Origin of the sequence: Streptomyces sp. A012304, assembly GCF_026008495.1 — a bacterium.
Classification (GTDB): domain Bacteria; phylum Actinomycetota; class Actinomycetes; order Streptomycetales; family Streptomycetaceae; genus Streptomyces.
The window spans coordinates 39797-64077 of the sequence record NZ_BQUN01000012.1 but is presented as its reverse complement, the minus strand read 5'-3'; the positions used below and the strand labels follow the sequence as shown (position 1 = coordinate 64077).

General features: G+C 66.9%; 16 protein-coding genes and 1 pseudogene. 5 read left to right on the top strand and 12 right to left on the bottom strand.

The annotated features are described in order from the left end of the window. Positions 1-263: 263 nt before the first annotated feature. A complete protein-coding gene (locus ALMP_RS03395) occupies positions 264-1304 on the top strand; it encodes a beta family protein (RefSeq protein WP_264924529.1) in 1041 nt (346 codons plus the stop codon). A 67-nt stretch (positions 1305-1371) separates the two neighbouring features. Here ALMP_RS03395 and ALMP_RS03390 read toward each other — a convergent pair whose 3' ends face one another. The 8 genes from ALMP_RS03390 to ALMP_RS03355 all read right to left on the bottom strand — a co-directional run bounded on the left by ALMP_RS03390 (position 1372) and on the right by ALMP_RS03355 (position 10941). Further along, positions 1372-2826 carry a hypothetical protein gene (locus ALMP_RS03390; RefSeq protein ID WP_264924527.1) on the bottom strand — a complete coding sequence of 485 codons (1455 nt, stop codon included), beginning with the start codon at positions 2824-2826 and terminating at the stop codon, positions 1372-1374. A gap of 18 nt (positions 2827-2844) precedes the next feature. Continuing rightward, entirely contained in the window at positions 2845-3357 is a 513-nt protein-coding gene (locus ALMP_RS03385; RefSeq protein ID WP_375803421.1) for an ATP-binding protein, read from the bottom strand. 115 nt (positions 3358-3472) lie between these two features. After that, the gene (locus ALMP_RS03380) at positions 3473-4885 is read right to left on the bottom strand and encodes a CBS domain-containing protein (protein ID WP_264924525.1); all 1413 of its coding nucleotides are present in this window, start codon (positions 4883-4885) and stop codon (positions 3473-3475) included. A 45-nt stretch (positions 4886-4930) separates the two neighbouring features. Further along, on the bottom strand, positions 4931-5785 hold the full coding sequence (locus tag ALMP_RS03375) for a hypothetical protein (protein WP_264924524.1): 855 nt from the start codon (positions 5783-5785) through the stop codon (positions 4931-4933). A gap of 144 nt (positions 5786-5929) precedes the next feature. Continuing rightward, on the bottom strand, positions 5930-7057 hold the full coding sequence (locus tag ALMP_RS03370) for a DUF3696 domain-containing protein (RefSeq protein WP_264924522.1): 1128 nt from the start codon (positions 7055-7057) through the stop codon (positions 5930-5932). Further along, entirely contained in the window at positions 7050-8216 is a 1167-nt protein-coding gene (locus tag ALMP_RS03365; RefSeq protein ID WP_264924521.1) for a DUF262 domain-containing protein, read from the bottom strand. Before ALMP_RS03365 ends, ALMP_RS03370 begins: the two co-directional genes overlap by 8 nt. A 170-nt stretch (positions 8217-8386) precedes the next feature. Further along, positions 8387-9118 (bottom strand): DUF3761 domain-containing protein, encoded by a 732-nt coding sequence (locus ALMP_RS03360; protein WP_264924520.1) that lies wholly within the window; start codon positions 9116-9118, stop codon positions 8387-8389. A gap of 50 nt (positions 9119-9168) precedes the next feature. Beyond that, the gene (locus ALMP_RS03355; protein WP_264924519.1) at positions 9169-10941 is read right to left on the bottom strand and encodes a hypothetical protein; all 1773 of its coding nucleotides are present in this window, start codon (positions 10939-10941) and stop codon (positions 9169-9171) included. 244 nt (positions 10942-11185) lie between these two features. Between ALMP_RS03355 and ALMP_RS03350 the strand changes: the two are divergent. The 4 genes and pseudogenes from ALMP_RS03350 to ALMP_RS03335 all read left to right on the top strand — a co-directional run. Then, positions 11186-11338, top strand: a pseudogene (locus ALMP_RS03350) (transcriptional regulator); the annotation flags it as partial. 333 nt (positions 11339-11671) lie between these two features. After that, positions 11672-12700 carry a helix-turn-helix domain-containing protein gene (locus ALMP_RS03345; RefSeq protein WP_264924517.1) on the top strand — a complete coding sequence of 343 codons (1029 nt, stop codon included), beginning with the start codon at positions 11672-11674 and terminating at the stop codon, positions 12698-12700. Between the two features lie 99 nt (positions 12701-12799). Then, positions 12800-13684: a helix-turn-helix domain-containing protein gene (locus ALMP_RS03340; protein WP_375803420.1), complete on the top strand. Its 885-nt coding sequence runs from the start codon at positions 12800-12802 to the stop codon at positions 13682-13684. Continuing rightward, positions 13681-13893: a DUF397 domain-containing protein gene (locus ALMP_RS03335; RefSeq protein ID WP_264924515.1), complete on the top strand. Its 213-nt coding sequence runs from the start codon at positions 13681-13683 to the stop codon at positions 13891-13893. The genes ALMP_RS03340 and ALMP_RS03335 overlap by 4 nt, the downstream gene beginning before the upstream one ends. A 25-nt stretch (positions 13894-13918) precedes the next feature. Here ALMP_RS03335 and ALMP_RS03330 read toward each other — a convergent pair whose 3' ends face one another. From ALMP_RS03330 to ALMP_RS03315, 4 genes are all read right to left on the bottom strand, one after another. Beyond that, entirely contained in the window at positions 13919-14593 is a 675-nt protein-coding gene (locus ALMP_RS03330; protein ID WP_264924514.1) for a hypothetical protein, read from the bottom strand. After that, the gene (locus ALMP_RS03325) at positions 14593-15819 is read right to left on the bottom strand and encodes an AAA family ATPase (RefSeq protein WP_375803419.1); all 1227 of its coding nucleotides are present in this window, start codon (positions 15817-15819) and stop codon (positions 14593-14595) included. The genes ALMP_RS03330 and ALMP_RS03325 overlap by 1 nt, the downstream gene beginning before the upstream one ends. A 73-nt stretch (positions 15820-15892) precedes the next feature. After that, entirely contained in the window at positions 15893-21121 is a 5229-nt protein-coding gene (locus ALMP_RS03320; RefSeq protein WP_264924511.1) for a class I SAM-dependent DNA methyltransferase, read from the bottom strand. An 83-nt stretch (positions 21122-21204) separates the two neighbouring features. Further along, positions 21205-24117: a DEAD/DEAH box helicase gene (locus ALMP_RS03315; RefSeq protein ID WP_264924510.1), complete on the bottom strand. Its 2913-nt coding sequence runs from the start codon at positions 24115-24117 to the stop codon at positions 21205-21207. Between the last annotated feature and the right edge of the window lie 164 nt (positions 24118-24281).

Here is a 24281-nt window from a genome sequence, read left to right as displayed (position 1 = left end):
CCCTTCGTCCGTGGATCCCGAGACGTGCGCGTGGCAACGGTCGCCTCGTGTGGTGCGGATCAACCGTATAGCGCAGGTCGGACAGTGTGTGAGGGGACGGGTACACCCGCGGTCCGGGTGATCCGGCGCCGGCCCGCTGCCGCATCGGACGTCCCAGCCGCGAACCGATGGCTGATTGGCGCCCTTTCCGGCCCCGGCCAATGGTTTCACCCTGAAGGAAAACAAGGAAAACACCGTGCACGGGCAGCGCCGAGGGGGACGTCATGTCCGTACCGCTGTACGTTCCCGTCCTGCCGACCCGGCCGCACGCCACGGCCGCCTACCGTGAGCTGACGCCGGACGTACAGTGCCGGATCGCTCCCCTGTGGACACTGCCTCCCCGCCCCGGCACGCTGCCGAAGCCGCTGGCCGAACGGATCGGCAAGGACGCCGACGGCGTCACCGCCGCACAGCGCCACGGATCCGCTTGGCTGGACGCGCCGTTCGCCGACGCCAACGAAGCCGCGGTCCTGACCGAGGCTCTCACCCTCGACTGGTGGGACCACCGCAACCTGCGGCCCGTAACCGGACCCGGACGCCCCGTCGCGCAGCAGTCACTCGCCCTCGCCGTGGCTCGGCGACGCGAGGACGTACTCGGTATCCGCGTGCGTCTCCCCGGCGAGTGGAACGACGGCACGGCCTGGGACGTCCGCGCGTTGCTGGACCGGCTTCCCGCGAACCACCCGGCCGCCCTCTTCCTCGACCTCTGCACGGTCCTGCCCGACCGCCCCGAAGCCGCCAAGGAGGCGCTGCGCGCCCTGGACTCCCTGATCCCGCTCACCTCGTGGCACACCGTGACCGTGGTGGCGGGCGGCTTCCCCGAACCGCCGGCCGACTTCCGGGAAGGCGTCCCGTACGAGGCCCCGCGCACGGACTGGGAAACCTGGCACGAGATCCAGCACGGTGAACGCCCGTACCTCCCCCGACTCCGCTATGGCGACTACGGAATCCACCCCGCCACGTACGTCACCCAGACCCCGCCCGCGCGCGGCGGAGGCCCGCCGTGGGGCATCCTCCGCTACACCACCGCCCGCTCCTACCACCTGTCCAAGGTGCCGCACGGCAGGCAGTACGACGACGCCAACCGGGAGGCCGCGCGCTGTCTCACCAGGCTCGCGGACTTCCGGGGCGCGGAGGCGGGAACAGGAGAGAGGTGGTTGCGCGACCGGACCGAAGGCTCAGTCAGCACCGGTAACCACTCGACGTGGAACAAGGTGGGCAACATCCAGCACATGAAGTTCGTGGTGCGGAGCCTTGGCCTGTGAGCGTTCCCGAGCCGAGCCGAGCCGAGCCGAGTCGAGCCGAGCCGGACCGGCCCGAGACTGCCAAGCCCTAAGCCTCAGGGAACGTCTGCTGACCGGGCATGGGTGCGTGACGACGCTGCCTGCGCAAGCGGTTGGCGAGCGCCTTGTCGTATCCCTGAGCGTGGTTGCGCTTGTGCCGCTCCTTGACCGTCTCGCGCAGTGGACCCGTGGCCCTCTCGACGGCGACGACTACGGACATCCTGTCCTCCTCGGCCCGTTGCGCACCGATTGCCGCGAGTTCCTCGATCGTTGTGCCGACGGTGCCCACCAATCCGTTCTTGATGAGCGTGGTGAACTCGGTGTTCGTCAGATACCGGTCGATCTGGGGGTACCCGAGCAGCCGTCCGCCATTGGGGCCCCGTGTGACGTCGTCTTCCAGCAGTAGCCGCACGTACGGTACGGGCAGATACATGCCGGGCGAGGGGCCTGGGTCGATGGTTTCCGTCAGGGGCCAGTAGGAGAGCTTCACAAAGCATGGATCAGGGCCGAGCCGCCATTCGTGGGGAAGGCCCGCTGGGCGGCTGAGGGCGGCCACGCGCTCCAGTCGGTCCAGCTGACTCAGCAGTTTCTTGTCAACGCGAATCCAGCGGTTTCCGGCTTCGTGCGGCAGGCGCTTGTACTGCACCAGCACGAAGCTTTGCGTCGGCTCGTGGTAGAAAATCAGGTCGGTGCCGAGGCGAGTTTCGACCGGTGATGCGTTGACGTTCGCGATTTCGATTCGGCGGCCGAGGTGTTCGAAGACTTGGATGTCGCATCGAAAGGCGGAGCCGAGAGAGCCGCCGACATACGGAGGCCCCATGGACTGGAAGACGTCGTCTCCGTCGAAGAAGTGATGCATGTCGTAGTCGAGTAGCGACGGTTCATAGGGTTCGGCGATTAGACCAGCCAGAGCCGGCGCGTGGCGATCGGCCGGACGGCGCCACGCGGCAAGCCGAGCAGGCGGAATCCCCACGGTTGCCATAGCCAGCCGGGCAGCTTCGAGTTGCTCCTGCCAAGAGGCGTCCTCGGCCCGACTCAGCGGATCGAGGCGTTCTGGCTCGGCGGCCTCACCCAGAAAGTCGAGCAGTTGGCGCAGCTTCTCATGGTGCTGGGCGAGGGCCGAAAGGAGAGCTTCGGACGCAACGGCGTCGAGGATGGTGAATTCCCTGTCCGAAGCGGCAACGATCACGTTGCGGACATCAGGGGGCAATTTCTTTTCGATGGCCTGTAACGAGACAGAGACGGGGCACTCTCGTAGCAGTTCCACGTTGACCCGGGAGTCGACTGCGGCCACCTTCTCTCCGCGTGGCTGTCGTACGACCCCCAGCCAAACCAGCGGGGCCTGCCCGGCCGCGGACGACCGTTTGACGAGCAGAGTGATCTGCGGCTCGGAACCACTCGGCAAGGACTCGGCGGCGACAGTCTTGGTGAAGGACTGCTTCAGCCGTAAGTCCATGTCAATACGGTCAAGTTCCTTCTCACTGAGCGCTATGACGTAAACCATGCACGGAGAGTACGCGAGTCATCGCGGCATCCCGAGGGCGGGCGAGCGGCCGGTGAGGGGACAGCCCGTCTCCGCCCACACGGTCTTCCCGGGGCCCATCGCCCGGGGCTCGATGCCCCACCGGTCGGCCAGAGCGGCTACGAGCATCAGCCCACGACCGGCCTCGGCGTCACCGGGAGCCTCCCGCGGGGAGAGCGGCGGCACGCGCTCCGCACGCGTGTCGGAGACCTCCACGCTCAGCGTCTCGCCGGTAGCGACGAGTCGCACCTCGAAGTCGCGTCCCTGTACGTGCCCGTGGCGTACGGCGTTGGCGGTCAGCTCGGCTGTGATGAGGGTCAGCGTCTCGTTCACTGTGGACGTGTAGGGGTGGCCCCATGCGTCGAGCCGGTCCGCGACCAGGCGGCGGGCGAGGCGGGCGCCGCGCGGAGTGGAACTGAAGCGCATCGTGAACTCGGCGGTCGTGGCGCCCACTTCTGCCGCGTCACGTGTTGCGGCCGCCGTCATGGAGGTGGGTGAGTGCTTACTGTTCATGGCGCCTACGCTGCCGGGCGCACACGGATGTGCCCAGGGCCGACGCGCACACAGAGAGCCGCCGTAGGCGACGGTGTGTGGCGTGTAGGCGGCGGTGTGCGGCAGGTCCCTGGATCTACTCCCCGTACTCCCGCAGCAGCTTGTTGAGGTTGCGGATCTTGTCCACGTCGTCCTTCGGTAGGGGATCGCTGCTGTTGAAGTGCATGACGTTGTTGCGGATCCTGCGGATCTCCTCAAGCCGGTCGATGAACACCTTGCGGTCGAGTGGCCATCCCAGTTGCTGCCACAGGTCGGGGTTCTCCAGTACGCGTTTGTAGTCGCCGACGCTCATGTCGCCGAAGGCGGTGATGCGTTCTTCCTTCGGGTCGCAGAGTTTTGTGACCTCGGGCAGGGTGAAGGCGCCCGCGATGACCTGCCGCAGCCTGCGGTCCATCTCCCCGATCAGGAGGAAGTGTCCGGCCAGTTCGCCGTAGGCCTGGGCCACGTCGGCGGCGGTGACGATGCCGGCGATGGCGTTCCGCTGGTCACGGACGAGGACGAAGTCGTGTTCGGCCAGGGTGGGAAGGACATCGATCAGGTCGTGGTCGTAGCGCACGTCCCGGGCGTCCACGATGGCCTGGGAGAGATGGGCGCCGGGGTCGGCGTGCCGGGCACGCGCTATCGACTTCCACGAGACGGATCCCCGCAGGTTGTGCGGACCGGCGAGGACGGGCAGCTGCGAGAAGTCGTGGAGCACCATCAGCGTGATGACCTCCTCGAAGGTGGCGGTCGGCTTGACGCTGACGACACCGCCGAGGGCGGAGGGCAGGGTGCCTACGGTGAGCCCGGTCTCGCGTGACTCCTGTTCTTCGGACGTGCCGGCCGGCGCTGTGAGGGGCGGTGAAGACCCGGCGAGAGGAATGTCCTCGACGTCCTCTTCCGCAGCCTTGACCAGCTGGACCGTGGCGGTCAGGGGGACCTTGTCGAACTCGGGCGAGGTGATGAGGCTGTGGTTGGCGAGGTCGGCCTCGATCTGTTCATTGACCAGTCCCCGGCCGGTCGCACCCCACCAGCCCAGCAGCTCCTGCACGGTGAGGGTGAACGGGCTGCCTGCCTCGGCCGACTCACGTGCCTTCTTCAGTCGGGCATGGCGTTCGCTGGGCGACAGCGACGTCTGTCGCTCCTCCTCCGGTTCCGTGGGCTCGGTTTCCTCGGCGGCCCGGTCCAGCAGCTCCTGGCGCAACTGCGTCAGGAATCTGCCGTCGTCCACCTGCCATGCCTCCCATCCGTCGAACGTCCCGTACCCGACAGCGACCGTGGCGGCCTTGGAGGGCGAGCGGAACTCCTCCCCGTCCGCCAGCCGGATCCATCCACGGGGCGTGACCGTGGCGTCGTGCGACTCGCCCATCCGGGGCCGTACGAACTTCAGGTGCTCGCCTTCTGTGAGCAGCCCGGCGCTGAGGAGGTCGGTGAGTGTCACCCGTCGTCCGTCCAGGAGATAGCGGGCGCGGGACTGCGTCTCTGCGGGGCCGGCGGTGGAATCAGTCATGGCACCTGCGCCTTTGTCGGTTTGGGAGAGGCGGGAGTGTCTGTTTCAGAGGTGGCGCCCGATGTGGGCGATGCGGATGGCCTTCTCGTCGTGAACGAGCCGGAAGTAGATGCGGCCAGCGCCTCGGTTGAGGTTTCCGTGCAACTGGAAACACTCGTCCTTGCCGTTGTCCTCCCACATCCGGTCCTTGCGGGCGTTCTCGTGCTCGCCTCTGATGTTCGGGGCCTCCCAGTGCGGCCCGGTGGGAGAAGTCGGGTCCCACTGGGCCGCGGTGGCCTCAAGCTGTCGCAGCAACTGGCGGGCTCCCTTGAACCACCGTGGGTCGAGGTTCTCCAGATCGTCCTTCACCCGGTCGAGGAATTGGAGGTGGGGGAAGAAGTCCGCTCGTCCCGCCCAGAGTTCGGCTCCACTGGAGACGCGGTCCAGTCCTTGCCTCAGGATCCACTCCTCGTGTTCGGCGAGGTGTGCCTTCCGGGAGGTGTGCCGGACCTGGTCCGTGTACTCGTCGGCGACGACGTCTCCGGGCTCGGGGCCCTCAGACAGCTCTTCGATGTCCAGATCCAGCCAGGCGGTGTCCCACTCCGGGGCCAGCGGGAGGCTGAGGGCGAGTCCGTCCGCCATCAAGGCCGCGCGAAGTCCATGGACGTCGACTCCCTTGAAGCGGTGCCATATGTCGTCTCGCTCCTCCATTGCCGCCGCGTGCAGAGCCGCTGTGAAGGTGACACAGCGGTCGCGCATTCGCTGGAAGTAGAGAGCTTCTTCCTTGTTGCGGACGTCATTGCGCCACTGCGCGTAGTAATAACCTCGTGCGAGTTCCGTCTCGTCGAACGGATTCTGCGTAGCGAGGCTGATGCCGCGCAGACGCTGTAACCGCCTCAGCACGCCCACGAAGGTGCGCATGCCCTCCGAGACTTCGTCCGCTCCGCAATCGGACGCACAGGACTGTTCGTTGAGAAACACGTGCAGCGGCACGCCCCACCCCATTCTCGCTCTGCACCGATCACCCCGACCCCCCGGGGCGCTTCAATGACTTCGTGCTGCAGCTCAGTCGAGCAGTTGGTCGAGGGAGTTCTCCCACTCGTCGAAGAAGCCCTCGGGCCACTCGGAGAGCCGCCCGTCCGGCCCGATGACCGGGCTGACGACCTCCGAGGTCTGATCCTTGCGACGGAAGTAGTGCACGGCGGTCGCGTCGGCGCTCAGCAGCTCCTGCTTGACCCGTAGCCGCAGGCCGTTGAGTACGTGGTCGCTGTGCGTCTCCATCACGATCTGCGCCCCGCTCGCCGCCGCCGCGCTCGCCAGGTACGCCATCCAGGTCTGGCCCTGCGGATGCAGGTGCGCCTCCGGGTTCTCCAGCAGGATCAGCGTCCCAGGCTTGGCCGACAGGCAGGCCACGACGATCGGCAGGACGTACGTGAGTCCGAAGCCGACATTCGTGGGGCGATAGCGGTTGGACTGGGAGACGCCCGAGCCGAAGCGGTAGCTGAGCCTCACTGTGTCCGTGCCGTCGATGCCGGCCGCCTCCAGTCTCACTCCAGGACAGAGCTTCTGCATCCAGGCTTCGGTCTGCCCGAGCAGCGTGTGGGACGCCGCGTCGGGGACGAGGAGCGCTGACGCCTCGACGGGGTCGTCCTGGTGGGCGCGCAGGTAGTTCACGGTGTGCTCGCCGTGCGCGCCGAGGAAGCCGCGTGTGGACACGGCGTGGTGCGAGCGCGGGTAGCTGACCTGAGGGGAGACGCGGTCGGCCTTCAGGTACTGGAAGCCGGGCCCGAACAGGGTCGGCAGGTAATGGCGCGGTTCGCGGCGGCCCCTGTCCTCGTCGGGCAGCAGTTTGAGATGGTCTGCCTCGCGCTCGTAGACGGCGCTCCACCGCATGGTGTGACCGTCGCCTTGTACCGCGAGGGTGATGTGCGGACCGGTCTCGTCGTACGACTCGTGCCGAACGTCCTGCCCGATGCCGAGCTGTACCAACTCCTCGTTGAGCAGCAGTCCGCCCTCGCCGCCGCCGAAGGGGTCGAGATCATCGGACTCGTACGACTGCCGCAGCAGCGCCAGGGACTGGAGTACGGAACTCTTGCCGGAGGAGTTGAGTCCGGTCAGCAGGGTGAAGGGGGCCAGGCGCAGTTCCTGGTGGGCGAACGCCTTGAAGTTGGTGAGAGTGAGCGACTCAAGCATCAGCGGATTCCAACACCTCGCGGAACAGGTCCTTCATGGACTGGAAGCGGTAGTTGACCTTGTCGGCATCGCCGGTGCCGGAGGAGATGGCGTCGTAGAACGCCGGGTTGTCCATCAGGACTCTGAAATTTTCCTCGACGGTTTCCGCTTGCTGACTGAGAATGGCGATCTCTGATGAAGTGCACCGGGCCAGGGTCACGGCCTGTACTTCGAAGAGCGCCTTGTTGATGGGATAGCGGCGGGTCGAATCCTTGAACTGCTTACGGAACGCCTGCTCACCGAAGACGGCGATGCTGCTGAACATGGCGCGCTGGAAAATCCTCTCCAGGTCGGTCAGTTCCGAGGTGCTGAGCGTGTTGATCTGATGCATGGCCGCGCGGAGAAAGCCGTCGAAGTCCTGTGTGACGTACCGCCCGGGTCGAATCATCAAGAACGCGAGGAAGCGCAGGCACAGTTCACGCTCCGCCATGCGGCTGGGGGAGACGCTGCGCGCGGTCGCGTCCAGGAAGAACGGGCTCTCCGCCAGCCTCGCCAGGAGGTCGCGCGCCGGGCCTGGAATGAGCGCGTGCCGCAGCTCCTGCTGGGAGAGAGGCAGTCCTCCGGTGTTGATCCGCGTGAAGATGTTGAACCGGGCCTCTTCGGGCGTGCCCTTTCGGATGAGCAGCAAGGACAGCTCGGTCTCCAGGATGCGGGTCTGCATGCGCCCCGGCAGGTCCTCGAAGGTCTTGCCGTTGTAATCGAGGTATTCCAGGTTCCGCAGCATCAGCGGTTCCAGCCCGGCGGCCTCCGGCTTGACGAAGCGGACGATCGTGGTGAGCCGCTGTACCCCGTCCACGACGGTCCAGGAGTCGTCGGCCTCCTCCGCCACATAGATCGTGGGCAGAGCGATGCGCAGGAGAAGAGACTCGATCAGCCTGCTCTGGGCCGTCTCGTTCCAGATGCCGGAGCGTCGCTGGAAGTCGGGTTGTAGATCGATGAGTCCTCGTTTGAGGCGCTGAAGCATCAGATCGATGGTCGTCGCGCGCGGATAAACGTCGATCAGCTCCGGGTCGAATGGCGCCCGGTGGCTCGGACCAAGGTCCTCCGCTTCGATGCCGGCACTGACTCCGGTGTCGGTCAGCTCGACGAGCGGTTCGTCGTTCCGCGGTGTCGAGGACACTGTGGACGCGGAGTCCGGTGACGACTGTTCCGGCTCAGGTACGGGAGCGCTGCCGACCAAGATGTGCCCCTCCGCATACGTGCATGCCGCGCATGAATCGAACGTGTCCGTACAGTAGCTGATCGACTACGGCCAGCGCCCTGCGTTCCACCCACGGTCCCCGGCCGAACTCAGCGGCCGATACCGCCATGGTGGGAGCAGGTTCCGCGGCCGGTGGAGCCGGAGACCCGGCCGTCGCGGCAAACGGTTCCGGGGAGCGCGGGCGTGGGCGTCGGAACTGCGAGGGTGGGCGGTGGAGCTGATGTGGCGGGCAGTGGTGGCAAGGTGTTGACGGCGGTCCAGCAGTTTCCTCGGTCACCGATCCAATAGGCCTGGGGTGCGGTGTCAGGGCAATCCCCGTACGGAGCGCCGTCCGGTACGAGGCCCTGTTCCACGAAGAGGTCCACCGCCGTGTCCAGAGCACTTGCGGGGGCTTTCGTCGGAACGACCTCACGCCTCACCTCGACGAGGCGGACGGCCAGCCCGCGGCCGTCGGTCGGCAGTACCCCGTAGGCCGTCCTCGACATGGTCGCCGCGGCGCTCACGTGGCCGAAGTAGGTGTACTCAGTGGCAAGCGAGTGCTGCTCGGAGTCGAGGAACTCGACGGTGACGTAGTAGTTGGCTTCGCTCGTGCCGGTGTTCTTCACCGTGATGTCCACGGCGCTGATGCCCGAGTCCTCGTCCGAGCACCGCACGTCCCCCAGCTCGACCTGACGTACGGGCCCGGAAGCGCGCGTGGGAGTAGCTGAGACGTCGGACGCGACGGGCGGACAGACGTCGCTCTGCCCCTGGCCGATGCGCGGCTGAGCCGAGCAGCCGGTGGCGAGAAGCAACGCGACTACCGCGACGACCGACAACCTCATGCTCTCCACTGGCGATCCCCCATCGCTGTCCGGTCGATTGGCTCGGAGAGCTACTCGGCATCGTCGGCAGTGGCCTCGGGTCCAGTCGATTTCGTAGAGCTCGTGCCCGTGGTCTCGCCCTTCCCGCCCGCCTCGATGGGCACGTGGCGCCGCCGTTGCAGCTCATCGCGTTCCGCGTCAGGGATCGTCATCGACTCGGCGAGCACAGCGGCGAGCGCGTCCACTTGAGTGGCGTCCATGTCTGCCTGGAAGAGCCACCGGATGTTCTCGTAGCGCGTGATGAGGTCGATCGCCAAGCGCGCGTTCTTGTCCTGGGTGGTCGCTGTTCGGACGTATCGCACTTGGTCGATCGGGATGACTTGACGGATCTCGCCTTGTTCCAGGAACGCGTTCGACTTGGCCGTGATGATGCGGCGATCCGTGACGGCGACCAGCGTCTTCGCCGCCGTCTTGTCCCTCCCGGCGGTCAGCTTCTCCTTCGCTCCGCCGAAGATCGCGGAAATGGGACCGAGAGCATCGAGCTGATCGGGGAAGCCGAGGACGCGCAAGGTCTCACCGTCCTCGAGGAACCATCGCAGGATGCGAAGGTGCGGCTCGAGATCCAGCGATGTGGGCGCGCAGACGACGCCCGGAGCCTCCAGCGGAGGGGTCGGCGGATGGAGGGCATCGGCAAGAGGCTCGATCGCCTCCAGAAGACGGGCGGAGGCTTGGCGGGCTGCGATCGACTCCTTCCGCTTCCCCGGCAGTGTCAGTGTGTCGCGTCCGGGGAGCTCGGCGATGATGCGCAGCTCCCGCGTCAGCGAGTCGGCGAGGCTCGTCGCCTCGGTGAGAGCGGAGTCGAGCTCCGCGCGAGTGTCGCGCGCGATGACGTCGACGAGCCGTGCCTCGTCAGCGTCTTCGCGTCCAGCGGCTCTCGCCCTGCCGGCGCGGAGTGCCTGATACCCGGTCCACGCCTTGAGGGAGGACAGGAGGGCGTTGGCGTCGAAGACGATTGCCTCGGCGTTCATCTGGAGATACTCGCGTCGGCGACTCGCATCGGCCCGATCGATCTGCCCGACGTGGCCACGGACGTTCAGCCGGTACAGGTCGAGCTGTTTACGCAGCGACGCTTCGCTACCCGCGACGTTGTCCCACAAGGAGGCGGGGACCGATTCGATCTCCCGCGCTTGGTCGACCGCGCGATCGATGGTGGCGACGAGCCCCGTCAGTTCGGTCCACTGCTCGTTGCGGATGGTTGTGAGTACCTGGCTCGTCAGCGCGATGTTGGTCCTGACAAGGGCCGTGACCTCATTCAGTTGCATCTGAAGGCCGACCATGGCCAGCGCCGGCCCGATCGAGGCGGCGTTCTGTGCTGCGCTCACGGAAGCCACGGGGAGGAGACGGGCCTGGTGGACTATCTTTCCGTTGGCGAACACCGCTCCGAGATTCGCGCCGTCCTTGACGGCGAGCGTCGCACCGGCATTCAGCCAGGCCTGTGACGCGGCGCTGAGTCTGTAGAGCCCCTGCACACTGGCGAATGCGTTTCCGAGATTGCCAGCCACGGTCGCCGTGTTCCCGATCGCGGCCAGGACTGTGGAGATCTGCTTGCGGTCGGCGGCCGACACGATCCCGAAGTCGAGCAGATCGGGCTTGAGTTCCGCCGGAACCTCAGCGCCGCAGACGACAGCGACCCCTGGCAGCACCTCCACCAGGACCGTCGATGCCGTCGCTGAGTCGATGTCCGAGTCGGGTGTCGGATCGTCCGCAATAGGTGAGCCGGCGGTATCGTTCCGGCCGCTCTCCTCAGGCTCGGCGATCTCCATTGAGTCCGAAGGGTTCTGCATGCGATGTCCTCCCCCAAGAGCGCGCGACGGCCAGACCTCGTCGGCGTTCGCCGCCGAAGTCTACGGTTCGACGCCCTGTGGTCGAGCCCGAATCCATCAGGCGGAGGCGCGCAGCCGTCCGGTGGACCCAGCTTGTTCCTCCGGGTGTCGGTGGCCAACGTGCCCTCTGGCAGATCCTCCGCCTCTGCCGCATTCCCCACCCCTGGCTGAAGTGCTTGAGCCAGGCGAGCGGCCACGTCGGCGCGCCGAGGACTGGCACGCCGAGATGTGGTTGGACGACGCCGACAACATCGCCTCGTACGCGAAGGTCTGGCGCACCCTGCGCGAGTCGGCGGTGTACGGGGCTGACGCCCACAGCGTCATCAACGCGGCCAGGCGTGCCCTGAACCCGCGTTGAGGGGCCGTCAGGGCCAAGGTCGGAGACGGCAGTTGTCGAAGGGCAGTCGGGCGGCCCAGTGGCCGGCTTTCTGCCCAGGTCGGAACCGGGACACGGGATGCCGTGACGCGGTGGTGCGCGATGTTCTTGAAAGCCTTTGGGGAAACTACCGACCCCACCAAACCCGGCCTGTTCGCCTGCGAGTTGGGCTGCCACTCGTTCGAGTGACGGGGACGTCGGACGGTCGTGCGGGTGGGGTACGGTCGCCGCACACAACCGCAAATAGAGAACGGCCCCCGACAGGACTGCAATCCCGGCGAGGGCCTGACCAACCAGGAAGATGATGGCTTCCCGATGGCTGACCCGCAGTCTAACGCGGCCCTGCCCGCGCACCCGTCGCCCGAGCGGCAATCGCCGCCCCCGACTCCGGAACTCCCGCCGGACGCGCCCCGCGCCGGAGTCCTCCACGTACGGCACCGCCACACCGAGCGCTACACCGTCGTTGGCAACCACCTCGCCCAGCACCCCCGTCTCTCCGCCACAGCGATCGGTATCGGCGTCTACATCCAGTCCTTGCCCGATGGCGCCTCGGTCACCATCAAGGCGCTTACCCTGCGCTTCCCCGAGGGCGAGGTGACGATCGGCAGGGCGTTGAGGGAGCTGGAGGAGGCCGGTTACCTCGTGCGTCGCCGGGTGCCGCTCGGGGGTGGCCGGATCGCCACGCGCACGTTCTTTCTCGATCATCCGGGGGCTGTTGTACGCGCCTCGGTGCGGGGCGGTGGCTCGCGGGCGGCTGTCCCCGCGATGGCGGTCGCGATGGCCGGGCCTGAACGCGAACTTCCGCCCGCGCCGGGGCCGGTGGCTGCTCCGGCGGCGGCGGTGGAGGAGGCGGTGGAGGAGACGGTGGGGGTCTCTGCGCCGACTCTCGTACGTACGAGGAGTGCCGCCCCCAAGCCCGTAACGGCGCCCACCGCCCCGGCGGTTGACCTCCTCGCGCGTCTACGGCTCGCCGACACCCGGCTGTTGCTCTCCGAACGGGAAGTCCAGCGGCTCTTGCCCGCCGTCGAGACGTGGCTCGCCCGTGGCGCGACGCCGGATCAGATCACCCGAACGCTGACCGCGGGCCTGCCCTCCGAGGCTGTTCCCATCCGCCACCCGGCGAGCTTCGTCGAATACCGCCTGACGACCCTGCTCCCGCCGCCATTGCCGACGGCGCCTCTCCGTACGGCGACGGCGACGGCGCCCGCAGCACAGAGGGCGCCGCTAGTCACCTGCGACGGCTGCGAACGCGCGATCCGTACGCATGATCCGCGCGCGTTGTGCCGAGAGTGCAGGGAACGCCATGACCGCCGCAAGGCCAAAGCGGGACATTCGGCCGCCTGAGCACTTGTGCGGGTGGACTTTCGAGGTTCGGCGGCGTGGTCAGCGTGTGATTTCTACGGTGTTGGTTGATCGGTACGGGCGGTGGAGGTGAGCGGGCGGGTGAGCGAACTGGCAGGGGAGCCGGACGGAACCGCGGCTGCGGGCGTGGGCTCGGACGTCGGGACGGAGTCACCGGGGCCGCCCGAGCCGGACTCGGGCATCCTCCGGGTGTTCGGACGGCAGTTGAAACGCTTCCGGCTGCGGGCGGGGCTGGAGCGGGCCGAGTTCGGTTCGCGGACCGGCTACTCGGCGTCCACCATCGCGGCGTTCGAACAGGGGAGGCGGGTACCGCCGCCTCGGTTCATCGATGTGGCGGACGGCCTGCTGGACGCGGGCGGGGTTCTCCAGGAGATGAAGGAGGAGGTGGCGCGAGCGCAGTATCCCGCGTTCTTTCGGGATGCGGCTCGGTTGGAGGCGGAGGCGGTTGAGCTGCACGCATACGACACCCACGTGGTCAAAGGGCTCTTGCAGACCGAGGAATACATGCGAGCCCTCCTGCGGATGCGGAGGCCGCTTCTGACTGAAGAGGTAATCGAGCAGCGAGTGGCAGCTCGGCTGGCACGACAAGAGGTCTTCGCCAGAGTCGACAGACCACTATTCAGCTTCGTGATGGAGGAGGCAGTGTTGCTTCGCCGACTCGGCGGTCCGGATGTCGTGCGGGGGCAGTTGGAGCAGATCCTTCTCATCGGTCAACAGCGCAACGTCGAAGTCCAGATCATGCCGTTGGACCGAGAAGACAATGCAGGCGTGGACGGTGGCTTCACGCTCTACATGCGCAAGGGCGGGGAGCAGGTTGGCTACTTGGAGACGCAGGGGCGAAGCACGCTGGTCACCGACCGAGAAGAGGTGCGCGTGCTGGCCGCGCGCTATGGGATTATCCGAGCGCAAGCACTCGCTCCCCGCGAGTCGTTGTCCTACATCGAGAAGTTGTTGGGAGAACCATGACGCCCCGACCCAAGAGCAAGGCGGACTCGTCTCTGACCTGGTTCAAGAGCAGTTACAGCGGGGCTGAGGGCGGCGATTGCGTCGAGGTGGCCACCTCGACGCGGACGATCCATGTGCGGGACTCCAAGGACAGGGACCATCCCGGACTGGCTGTTGGCCCGGATGCCTGGGCAATGTTTGTTGGGTACGCCGTAGACCAGATGAACTGAGTCGTGGGGCCGAGTTGTGAACGGCTCACCTGCGGCGCGGACTTGGGACGGAAGCTGCGGACCACCGGCCGAGTTCTTGGACGAAGTCCTTGTAGGAGCGGTTGGTGCCGGTCGGGCCCGAGGCTAGTAGGCCAAGCGATCGGGCCTGCTCGGCGACCTTGGGCCCGTCGCACTCCCGGAACGCCGGGGAACCGAGCTTGCGCTTCAGGTCTTCCTTGGGGCTCTTGATGGTTCCGGTGTCGCGGCCTTGGAGCTGCGCGGGAACCTTCCAGTTGGGCCGGACGGCCGGGAAGGCGTCCGGGAAGAGTAAGAGCCAGGCCTCCGACTCCCAAGCGGCAAGCGCCAACGCCGAGTTGCAGGGGCTCTCGCGGGAGAGTGCCCCGGCGACGTTCGCACGGACACGGGCGTACTCGGCGTCCGTGTAGCCGTCCAGGTCCTCGTGGATCACCAGGCCGACGAGCGGACCCTTCGCTCGGAGCGCGCGGCCCTTCGCTTTGCCGATGATCGTGCGGACGCGGGCCGCGAGGTCGGGCCCGGAGGCCGTCTTGAGGCGGGTCTTGTCGCTGATCTCGACCAGGCGGGCGCTGCCCAGGTCCGGATGGTGCTGCTTGATGATCTCGGCGACGATCCGGCAGTCGTTGGAGTCCTCGCCGGCCAGCACGATGACGCCACGCCCCTGGGGGCCTCTGCTCCTGGCCACTACAGTTCGTCTCCCGTCAGGTCGCCTCCGAGAACACCTGAGAACCACAGCTCACCGAGCGGCAGGTCTCCGCTCTCCTCGACGATCGCACTCACGTCGGCCGTGCTGATCGCGGGGATGAGCGAGGCTCCCTCGTCGTCCCGCTCGCAGATCACAATCTCTCCGGGCAGAAGTCGGTCGGTCAGGGCGGGGGAGTGCGTGGCGACGATGAACTGGGTCCGTTCGCTGGCTTCCCTCAAGCGCTCGACGATCAACCTCAGCGCCTGGGGGTGAAGACCGTGATCGATCTCCTCGACACACGTGAGTGCGGGAGGCGTGGGGTCGTGGAGCAGGGCCAGGAGTCCGAGGAGGCGGACGGTCCCGTAAGAGGCGTCGGCGAGGGGGGTGGGCTGCCGCAGCCCGCGCTCACGAAGGATGACAGTGACCTGATCTGCTCGGCCTCCGACGTGGACGAATTCGATGTCCAGCAGTTGCGGAAGGACGGAACGGGCGTCGTCGACCAGCCGGTTCCAGAGGTCGTCGTCTCCCGTGTGGAGCGTGTACAAGAAGGCGGCCAAGTTGTCCGCGTCGGATGACAGGTCGCCGTGGTCGACGCGGGAAGGACGGCGAGCCGCGTCGACGTTCACGTCGAACACGCGGAACGAGGAGAGTTGATGCGCCACTAGGGCCACCTCGGTTCCACCCTCGGTACTGGTCAAGCGGGGGAGGGTGGACAGACCGCTGCTGAGTCGCTGGATACCGAACTCGCTGCTGTCCTCAAGACCGCTGCTCGGCCGAGTATCGACCACTGTGGCGCGCTCGCCCGACACGGTGATGCGGCGGCCTCGCCCCCGCGTTCGCTTGAACTGGAAGCTCTCGCTGCGGGTGAGGCGGTAACGGCCGCTGTCTTTGTTGCCGGGCGCCGAGTAGCGTCGGACCTTGAGGTCGTATTCGTCGGGGGCGTTGGGGCTGGAGTGGGTGGTCCAGGTGGCCTTGAGCCGGATGCGGAGGGTGGTCGGCGGTTTGGGCCCGCCCCAGAACGCGACCTGGTCGAACCCACCCCGGGATTCGAGGGCGGGTTCGAGGTCGGTACGGATGATGTCGGCGAGCAGGTCGAAAACCTTGAGGACGTTCGACTTGCCGACACCGTTCGCACCGACGAGGACCGTCAGCGGACCTAACGGGATCGTCACGTCCCGCAGGCTGCGGAAGTTCTCCACGTGCAGTTCGAGCAACTGTCCAGGCATGGACGGAACCTATCGGGAGGCGTGGGGCGGGGTGAGGTACGGCGGGTGTGGCGTCGGCATACACCACTGACGGTCAGACATCCACCGACACCTCACGCCCGCCGTCCGCTGGCTCGGGCGGAGTCCACCGCCCTGCGGCAATCTCGGCATCTAGCCGTGCTTGGAAGTACGCGTGAGCGCCTCGCATCTCCGCTTCGCGGTCTGCTTTGTAGAAGGGAGGTTCGTATCCCTCGGGGGGTGGAGTGGTGCCAGGGGATTCGAGGTGAGCTAGAAGGGCGGGGTAGGCGTCCTTGGCCTGCCCGTAGCCGTGGGTGTTGTGATTGCGCGCAATCTTCCGACCGTTGGCGTCGAAATACATCTCGGCCTCATAGTCGGACAATACAGGGTAGCGTGACTTATAAATCGCGACGAGTTGATCGGCAGTGATGCCAAGCCATACGGAGACGAGGGCATCCAACTCGACCAATGCAGCACGACGCTCGCAATCGGTCCGGAGCGGAGTGCCATATTCCCAGGTCGGTTTGAGGTGCCCGGTGAGCGGCTTGAGGTTTGGCCAGGCGTCGTAGGCCCAATCCTCACCGCTGGGCCGGGTGCGACTGAAGAGCTCTTTCCAAATGGGACTGTATGCGTTCGTCAGGCAATTAAGGCGAAGGGTGCGCAGTAGGGCTGGGGGTGCCAATGGATGCGGAAGAGTTGGGGCTGGCATGTCAATTGCGTCAGCCGGATGCAAGTTCCCTTTTCCTGAAATCCGAAGCATGTAATCCAGGGGTAGGGATGACCAAAAACCTACAGTAAGGGCAGTCAGCTCGCGGGTTTCGAGTGCCATACTAATAACTGCATCAATGTGGGATGGGCCTGGCGGAATTATGGCAGGAAAAAGACTCCGTTCAGTGTCGAATGGGATCATCTTCCTCCAGGCTGCTCGATAATACTCCGTGTACGGGCGGCCATCCCATAGATCTTGCTTCTGAATGAAGCGCTCCACGCTGGCAGCGCGAAGATAGTCGGTTGCTGGAATATAATCCGCAGGCAGAGAGGTTAGGTCGATGAATTTACCAGCCCTCCCCATGTCCGGTGATTCTTTGGAGAAGAGGCCGCTTACCATGAAGTGGGGGCCCCGAAGGATAGCCTCTCTCCAGGTGTCGTGGCTACTGTGGCCACGCCTGATGATTCCCTCATCTTTTGCTGATTTCTCGTTATACCCAGAGCTGATCTTGGGTGAGTGGGAACTAAGGTGAAAGGAGCTCGCGAGGCTTTGAATGGCACCTTGTTCGCTGCTCGAGATTGGGTAGATGAGAGGCGTCGCGTCCTTTCTGGTAACTTCACTGCTTGTCAGGCTGTGCCAACTGTCAAGTGTTTGCTGGTTTACCAGAATCAGTCTTGAGCGATGTGGTCGCGTATCCCAGGTTCCAGCGTAGCGCATCCCTGGGGCGTCTCCGCTTCCGTCATGCTCGAACGACTGCATCAGTGTGGATGGCTCAAAAATCCAACTTGCATGAACGAAAGAAATTTCCTGCTCTCGGCCGTAAATGTTGACGCTAAATTGCCGGGTGACGCGGATTTCGGTAAAAATGGCCCGCAGGTTTGAGAAGTGTGCGTGAATGCGTAGGCGTCGGTAGGCCGAGGAGCGTAGCGCTGTGGCTAGATTTCCATTGAAGTGAGTATCCGGGTGGATTAGTCCTGAGGATCCATTACGGGTGCTGTTTACCCATACTCTGCTCATGAAGCAGCGGTACAGATCGGGCTGCGTACCTTCTAGGAGTGGGTAATGTTCGGTAGATCCCAAGAATCTCCCGGTGCCTGTGGTAGAGGAAAATTCCCTCAGGAAATATTTCTGATGCCTGCTTGATAGGGTTTTCTCTTTTCGGGTGCGCCACTCTGCGGTGCTGGGCTTATCTGCGAGTGCAAACCATGGGTCAACTTCAGCCAGTACCAAGTCCTCGTGCCACTTGGGTTGGACCCAAGGAGGATTCCCCACCTGCAGGTCATATCCACCATTGGCAAACACCTGCGCAAAGTCCAACTCCCAATGGAAGAACCCCTGCGCCCGCGCCACATCCCCCGCAACCCCCGCCCAAGGGAACCGCAGCTCCAGCTGCTGAAAATGCTCCATGCCCATCAAATCCGGCAGCGCATCCTCATAAGGCTCCAGCTCAGCCAGCGACCCGAACTCCGCCACCAGCGAGTCCGCTGGCACATCCTCCGTGCCAACCAACGCCTCCGCGAACTCCAGCCAGTCGTCCAGCCCCGCCAGCGGAACCACCGCCCGCTTGCGCGTACCCCCGATGGCCTCCTTACGCCGCCCCGCGCGCCGGCGCTCCACCGAGGCCGCCGTCAGCTCGCCGCCCCCCGTGATCTCGCCGAACAGATCCTCCGTCTCCCAGGACATCAGCACCCCGGACTCGTCCGCAGCCCGCAGCCCCTCCGCCACAGCACCCGAGGGAAGTTCCTCAGCCCCCCGCTCGTACACCGCCGCCGTACCGTCCAGCAGCGCAGCCTCCTGCACCGGCCAGAACCACAGCGCGCACCACGCGTCCATCAGCGTCTTCAGGCGCCAGTAGGGAGTGTCCGGAGCCGTCAAATCAGCGACGACCTTGTCCCGCTGCACCGCGACCTCAGGCGACCGCAGCCACCCGTCCTCCGCGCCCCACACGTCGATCCGCCGCGAGATGTCCCGCTCTGAGATCTCCAGGCGCCGTACAACCAGCCCCCACAGGAACTCCACGCGCCGGGCTGCCGCCTGAAGACGTTCCGCCTGCTTGGCAGTTGGCGTCCGTGTGATCATCTTGCGCCAGTTGCCCAGCGCCCGCGCCGCCTCCGGGGCCAGTGCCTTCGCCTCCTTCTCGGCGGCGACCGCGCCCCACTCCTTCGCGGGGAGGAGGAAGTGGTGGACGGCGTTTTCCGTGACCCGCTGCACCGAGCCGCTTCGGGTGGTGCGCTCGGTCACCGTCACCGGGAGGCCGTTCGCCGCCTCCGTCAGCGGGAAGCGTTCCGGCGTCGTTCCCAGCCAGGCGGCCTTCTTCAGCTTCTCCGGCGGGTAGACCTCACGTCGGCCGCCGATCAGCGAGTTGCCGCGCCGCAGGTGCAGGCCGAACCACGGGGCCTCCATGCCGGGGTGCATGGTGTTGAGCCACAGCGACACCTCCGCCAGCTCCACGGCCGTCTCGTTGAGGTCGACGCCGTAGGAGTTGTGCAGGGCGACGTACGCCTTCGCCTTCTGGAACTCGACGGCGTACTTCTCCGTGTCGATCGGCGTGCCCAGCTCCTCCTGGCGGCGACGCAGGTACTCCGCCGCGACCTGGTTGATGGCCTCGTTGAGGAAGGCCCCGGACCCGAGCGCCGGCTCGCAGATCTTCCAGTCGAGCAGCTCGCGCGCCTCGGTCGTCGTACCGTCCTGGTCCAGGCGGTGCTGGAGGGCCAGTTGGACCGTGACCTTGGTGAGGGACTCGGGGGTGTAGTACGAGGCTGACGTCTGGCGGTCGCGGCCGGACAGGCGGTAGACGAACGAGCCGGGGGCGTACCTGACGCGGACGTCCTCGCCGGTCTCCTCGTCGCGGCGGTGTACGAACACGTTCCCCGGATAGTCGTCGACCTTCGACTTCGGGATGAGCCAGGAACCGTCCTTTGGGTCGCCGTTCTTCGCGACCTCGTACAGCTCCTCGTCGCCCGCGATGAACCCGCTGTACGACATCAGGCCCTCGTATACGGCCCCGAGCTGGTTGATGCCGAGCTGGGCGTACGAGATGAAGCCGCCGCGCTCGCCCTTCTTGCCGCGCGTGATCATCAGCAGGCGCAGCACCTTGTAGAGGGTGGCGTTCCGCAGCCGGGTGTCCAGGACGCCGCCCGAGCCCTCAAGGCCGGCCTCGTCGTCATCGTCGTCGGTGTCGTCGTGGGGGTGCGGGATCGTGCCGAGGCCGATCAGCCGGATCGACTCCGGTTCGAACAGCTTGGAATGCAGCGGCTCGAAACGCAGGCCCACGTCCTCGCTGGCCTTGGGGGCGGCCTCCACACCGGCCGCTTCCGCCCCTGCGGGGCCGTGCGTCCGCCGCGAGCGGTAGCCCTCCTGCACCTTGCGGAAGAGCAGGTCCAGGGACTCGTACAGATACGTGCCCTGCCGGGACTTCTCGTCGACCAGGTCACGCTCGGCGATCAGTTCGCCGAGGCGGCCGAGGCCGTAGCCCTGCTGGTACTCGGGATAGTCGGCGGGCAGGATGCCCAGCTCGGGGCGGGCCTCCGCGTAGAGGAGGAACAGGACGCGGTAGAGGTAGCGGAGCGACTCGCGAGTCAACTGCTTGCCGAGGTCGGACAGTTCGCCGATGTCCTCGGGGCGTACGCCCTGCTCGCGCAGCCGGGCCAGGACCTCGCCCGCGATCAGCTCCACGCTCAGCCGCAGACCGTCGCGCAGCTCGCTGGAGACACCCACCGCGTGCTTGGTGGACTTGCCGACGAGTTCCGCGAGGGGGTTCTCGCCGCCCTCTTCCGGCGTGCGCAGCGAGTCCGCGCCGAACAGGGCGGCGATCGTGTCGAGTTCGCCGCCCGCCTTGGTGTCGTTGCGCTGGAGGGCCGCGTCGAGCGAGACCGCGAGGTAGCGGCCCTCGCCCCACACCATCCGGTCCGCGAGGACGACGACCCCGCCGACCAGCAGCAGCACGTACCGGGGCGCGTCCTCGCAGGCGAAGAGGAACGAGGCGAGCTTCGAGCCCGTCGGCACGGTGTTGCGGCCGTCCAGCGGTACCGGCTCCAGGAGGCGGCCGGGCCCCTCCGGGTCGAGGGCGGCGTCCGGTTCGGCGGCCCAGCCGCAGTCGACCGCTACCAGGCCCTTCTCGGCGTGCGCGACCGGGACCTCGTACGGCTGGTCGGCGCGCGTGACCGTCATCGTGCGCGGCTTGGCGTCGTAGCCGAGCGCCCGCAGGACCTCCGCGTTCAGGGCGCGGACCCGCTCGCACCAGGCGGGGGAGTCGTACGTCGCCGAGTCGTCCTCGGTGTCCTGGGCGGCCGCCGTGCCGTCCTCGTCGTCCTCGGGGAGGGCGAAGGAGGAACGGGCCCGGAAGTAGTGGCGGCGCAGTTCACGCAGGCCCGCGCGCGGGGTGACCGGCAGGGCGTCGGCGTCCGGTTCTCCCGGGACCGCTTCGGCCGTTCCGTCGGTTCCCGTCGTGGCCGCCCGCTCGGCCTCTGCCCTCGCCTCGTCCTCGCGCTGCTTCCAGGCGGCCAGCAGGCCCGACTTGAGGTCCTTGGGCAGCACCTCGGCGAGGTAGTGCGCCGAGAAGTAGTCTCCTCGGTTGACCAGGGAGTCGTACGTCATGTCCGGTCTCTTCTCAGGGAATCTCAGGTCGGGAGGTCTGGCGGGCGACGGGGCAGCGGGCCGGGCCGTGGGCGGGTGTGGGCTCAGGCCGTGGATGGCGGACGCGCGGGCGCTTCCGGGTCGGGGACCAGGACGGCGAGGACCCGCATCAGAGGGCGGCCGGTGGTCAGTAGCGAGTCCGCGAGCGAGGCGAGGGACTTCTTCGTCCGCTCACCGGCGAGGGTGGGCTGCTCCCAGTCGCCCAGGCGGGCCTTGTAGTCGTCGATTGGCTTGCGCAGCGGCTCGTCCCAGGCGTCGCGGTGCCGGTCGAGGAATTGCTCGGCGGCGGCCAGTGCGCCGGGGATGCCGGCCTCCAGCGCCGTCGCCGGTTCGCTGTGGCGCATCGGGTTGGCCATGGTCGGGCCGACCCCGGAGCGGCGCAGCAGCCCCACCATGTCGTCCTCGACCGTGCCGCCCCGCGTCACGCCCATCCACTTGACGACGGTCGGACGGCCCAGCGCGTTGGAGTAGACGCCCTGCACGAGGTACGTGGGCTCGGGCACGTCCGCCGTGATGATCAGCGCCTCCTGCCGGCCCAGGCGTACCAGGACCTTGTCGGTGAGCCACTCCACCACCGGATGCAGATCCGTGAGCAGCGAGATCTCCGGCCAGCTGGACGTGGACGACTCGCGGGCCCGCTTGAGGGAGTGCTCGGCTAGCCGGCGGTTGAAGGTCACCAACAGCCGCTCGCGCAGGCGCTGTTCGCGTACGTAGTCCAGCGGGAGCGCCTTGAGGCGGTGCACCAGGTCGGTGGGCGGGCGGAAGGACAGCAGGCCCGACTCGATGTCTCGGTGCAGGTCCAGGCTGGTGGTCGCGTCGGGGAACACCTCGCTCAGCGCCTCGTCCAGGAACTCGGCGGTCGACGTGAACAGGCGGGGTACCGCCGCGTTGCCCGGTGCGGACGTGCCGGCGCCCTTTCCTTCGGTGTTCTGTGGATCGGCGTTCTCCGCGCCCGGTCCGGCGTCACCCACCGAACCGAAGAAGTCCGCCAGGAAGTCGTCCATGGCCGCGTCCGCCTCGGCCTCCGCCCGGTGCGCGTCCAGCGACTCGTCCACCGTACGGCCGCGCAGCAGATCCTGGATGAGGGACTTCTCCTCGGCCTCCGCCCGGTACAGGCCCGTCACCGCCTCGGCCGTGCCCAGCGCCCGGTGTGCCTGGTCCTCGCGGTCCAGCAGGCGCTCCGCCACCACCGTGTCATCCTTGGCGCCCTCCACCTCACTGGTGAGGATCAGCGCGCGGAACTGCGGCTGGTGCGCCTGCCCGTACCGGTCGATACGGCCGTTGCGCTGCTCGATGCGGATGAGCGACCACGGCACGTCGTAGTGGATCAGCTGGTGGCACTGGCGGTGCAGGTTGACGCCCTCGGACGCCACATCGCCGGTCAGCAGGACGCGTACCGGCGCGTCCGCCAGGCCGAAGTCCTCCACACACTGCATCTGCTGCTCGTCCGACAGTCCGCCGTGCATCACCCGCGTCGACTCCTCGGCCGCCCGACCCCGGAAACCGAGCGCGGCCGGCAGCACCGTACGCAGCCACTCCAGGGTCTGCACCCGCTCGGAGAAGACCACCACCCGCGCGTCCGACTTCGGGCCGACACCGATCGCCTTCAGCTGCTCGACCAACGCCGCGAACTTCGCCGAGTCCGCCTCCGTCAGCGGCTCCACCAGTTCCTGGAGCGTGCGCAGCGCGGCGAGTTCGGCGCGGGTCGCCGTTGGTTCGTCCTTCTTCTCCAGCGTCTTGATACGTGCGCTGACCGTCGCCTTCAGGGCGGCGTGCGAGGACAGGAACGACTTGAGCAGCGTGTACGGGAAGAGGGGTACGCCGCTCACGGAGGTGCCGTTCTCTCCGGGGAGCCAGACGGCCGCCAGCTCCTCGAAGATCTTCTCCTCGGCGGGTGTCGCCGCACACCGCACCGACTGCGAGGGGCCCCGGTCCGCCCACTGGCCCTTCATCTGCTCGCGGACCTCGGGGCTGATCTTCGTACGGCGGATGAAGAGGTGCTCGATGTCCTCGGCGCGGTAGTGCTCCGGATCACGGATCGCCGCCGGGTCGAGGAGGCCGATCAGCTCCGCGAACGACTTCGCGTCACCGTTGTGCGGGGTCGCCGAGGCCAGGATCAGGGCGTCCGTGCGCGGGGCGAGGATCTGCGCGAGCTGGTTGCGCAGGGAGCCGCGGTTGATCAGGTTGTGCGACTCGTCGATGACGACCGCGTCCCAGTTGATGCGCTCCAGGTGGTGCTTGTACTGGTCGGTGTTCTTCAGGGTGTCGATCGAGACGATGACCCGCTTGAAGTACGTGAACGGGTTCCGGCCCGCCGGGATCTCCCGCTGGATCCGCTCGATGCCGACCGAGTCCAGCCGTACGAGAGGGATCGCGAACCGGGTCCACAGCTCGTGCTGGAACTGCTCCAGGACGTGCTGCGGGGTGACCACCAGGATGCGCTCACCGCGGCCCCGACGGATCAGCTCGGCCAGCGTCAGACCGATCTCCAGGGTCTTGCCGAGCCCCACCACGTCGGCGATCAGCAGCCGCGGGCGCAGGTTGCGGCCCGACAGGGCCAGCTCGGCGGGGCGGCGCTGGTAGGGGAGGGAGTCGAGGAGGAACGAGTCGGCGAGGGCCAGCCGGCGCTCGGACTGGGGGAGCGCGGTCTTGCGCAGGACCGCCTCCAGGAAGAGACGGGAACGGCGGAAGTTCGACGACTCGTCTCGGACCAGCTTCGTACGGCGGGGGTCGATCAGCTCGATCGTGTCCAGGCCCGTGAAGAACACGGCTTCCTGGTCCCGTACGAAGTCGGACACGCCGACGACATCGACCTTCGCGCCGTCGTGCTCGGTGCGTACGGAGTTCCGCACGAGCCACACCTCGTCGCGCACGAAGACCTGTGCGCCTGCCGGGAACTGGTCCTCCCCGTTGGGGCGAGGGTCCACCGGTGCGGTGCTGCTCTGCTGGGCGGTCACCCGCTGCCTCCCGTGTCCGTCATGCTGTGCTGTTGTCGCGGCCGACTCCCGGCTGGGGCAGACCTGCCACTCACGCTGTTGTACCGCTCCACTGTGCCGTATGGGCGGTAAAGCGCGTGAACCACCTTCACCGGGGCAGACCCGCAGGTTAATGGTGCGCGGTG

Coding starts and splice junctions, on each gene's coding strand:
- ALMP_RS03395 (WP_264924529.1), top strand. CDS start 264: ATGTCCGTACCGCTGTACGTTCCCGTCCTGCCGACCCGGCCGCACGCC.
- ALMP_RS03390 (WP_264924527.1), bottom strand. CDS start 2,826: ATGGTTTACGTCATAGCGCTCAGTGAGAAGGAACTTGACCGTATTGAC.
- ALMP_RS03385 (WP_375803421.1), bottom strand. CDS start 3,357: ATGAACAGTAAGCACTCACCCACCTCCATGACGGCGGCCGCAACACGT.
- ALMP_RS03380 (WP_264924525.1), bottom strand. CDS start 4,885: ATGACTGATTCCACCGCCGGCCCCGCAGAGACGCAGTCCCGCGCCCGC.
- ALMP_RS03375 (WP_264924524.1), bottom strand. CDS start 5,785: ATGCGCACCTTCGTGGGCGTGCTGAGGCGGTTACAGCGTCTGCGCGGC.
- ALMP_RS03370 (WP_264924522.1), bottom strand. CDS start 7,057: ATGCTTGAGTCGCTCACTCTCACCAACTTCAAGGCGTTCGCCCACCAG.
- ALMP_RS03360 (WP_264924520.1), bottom strand. CDS start 9,118: ATGAGGTTGTCGGTCGTCGCGGTAGTCGCGTTGCTTCTCGCCACCGGC.
- ALMP_RS03355 (WP_264924519.1), bottom strand. CDS start 10,941: ATGCAGAACCCTTCGGACTCAATGGAGATCGCCGAGCCTGAGGAGAGC.
- ALMP_RS03345 (WP_264924517.1), top strand. CDS start 11,672: ATGGCTGACCCGCAGTCTAACGCGGCCCTGCCCGCGCACCCGTCGCCC.
- ALMP_RS03335 (WP_264924515.1), top strand. CDS start 13,681: ATGACGCCCCGACCCAAGAGCAAGGCGGACTCGTCTCTGACCTGGTTC.
- ALMP_RS03325 (WP_375803419.1), bottom strand. CDS start 15,819: ATGCCTGGACAGTTGCTCGAACTGCACGTGGAGAACTTCCGCAGCCTG.
- ALMP_RS03320 (WP_264924511.1), bottom strand. CDS start 21,121: ATGACGTACGACTCCCTGGTCAACCGAGGAGACTACTTCTCGGCGCAC.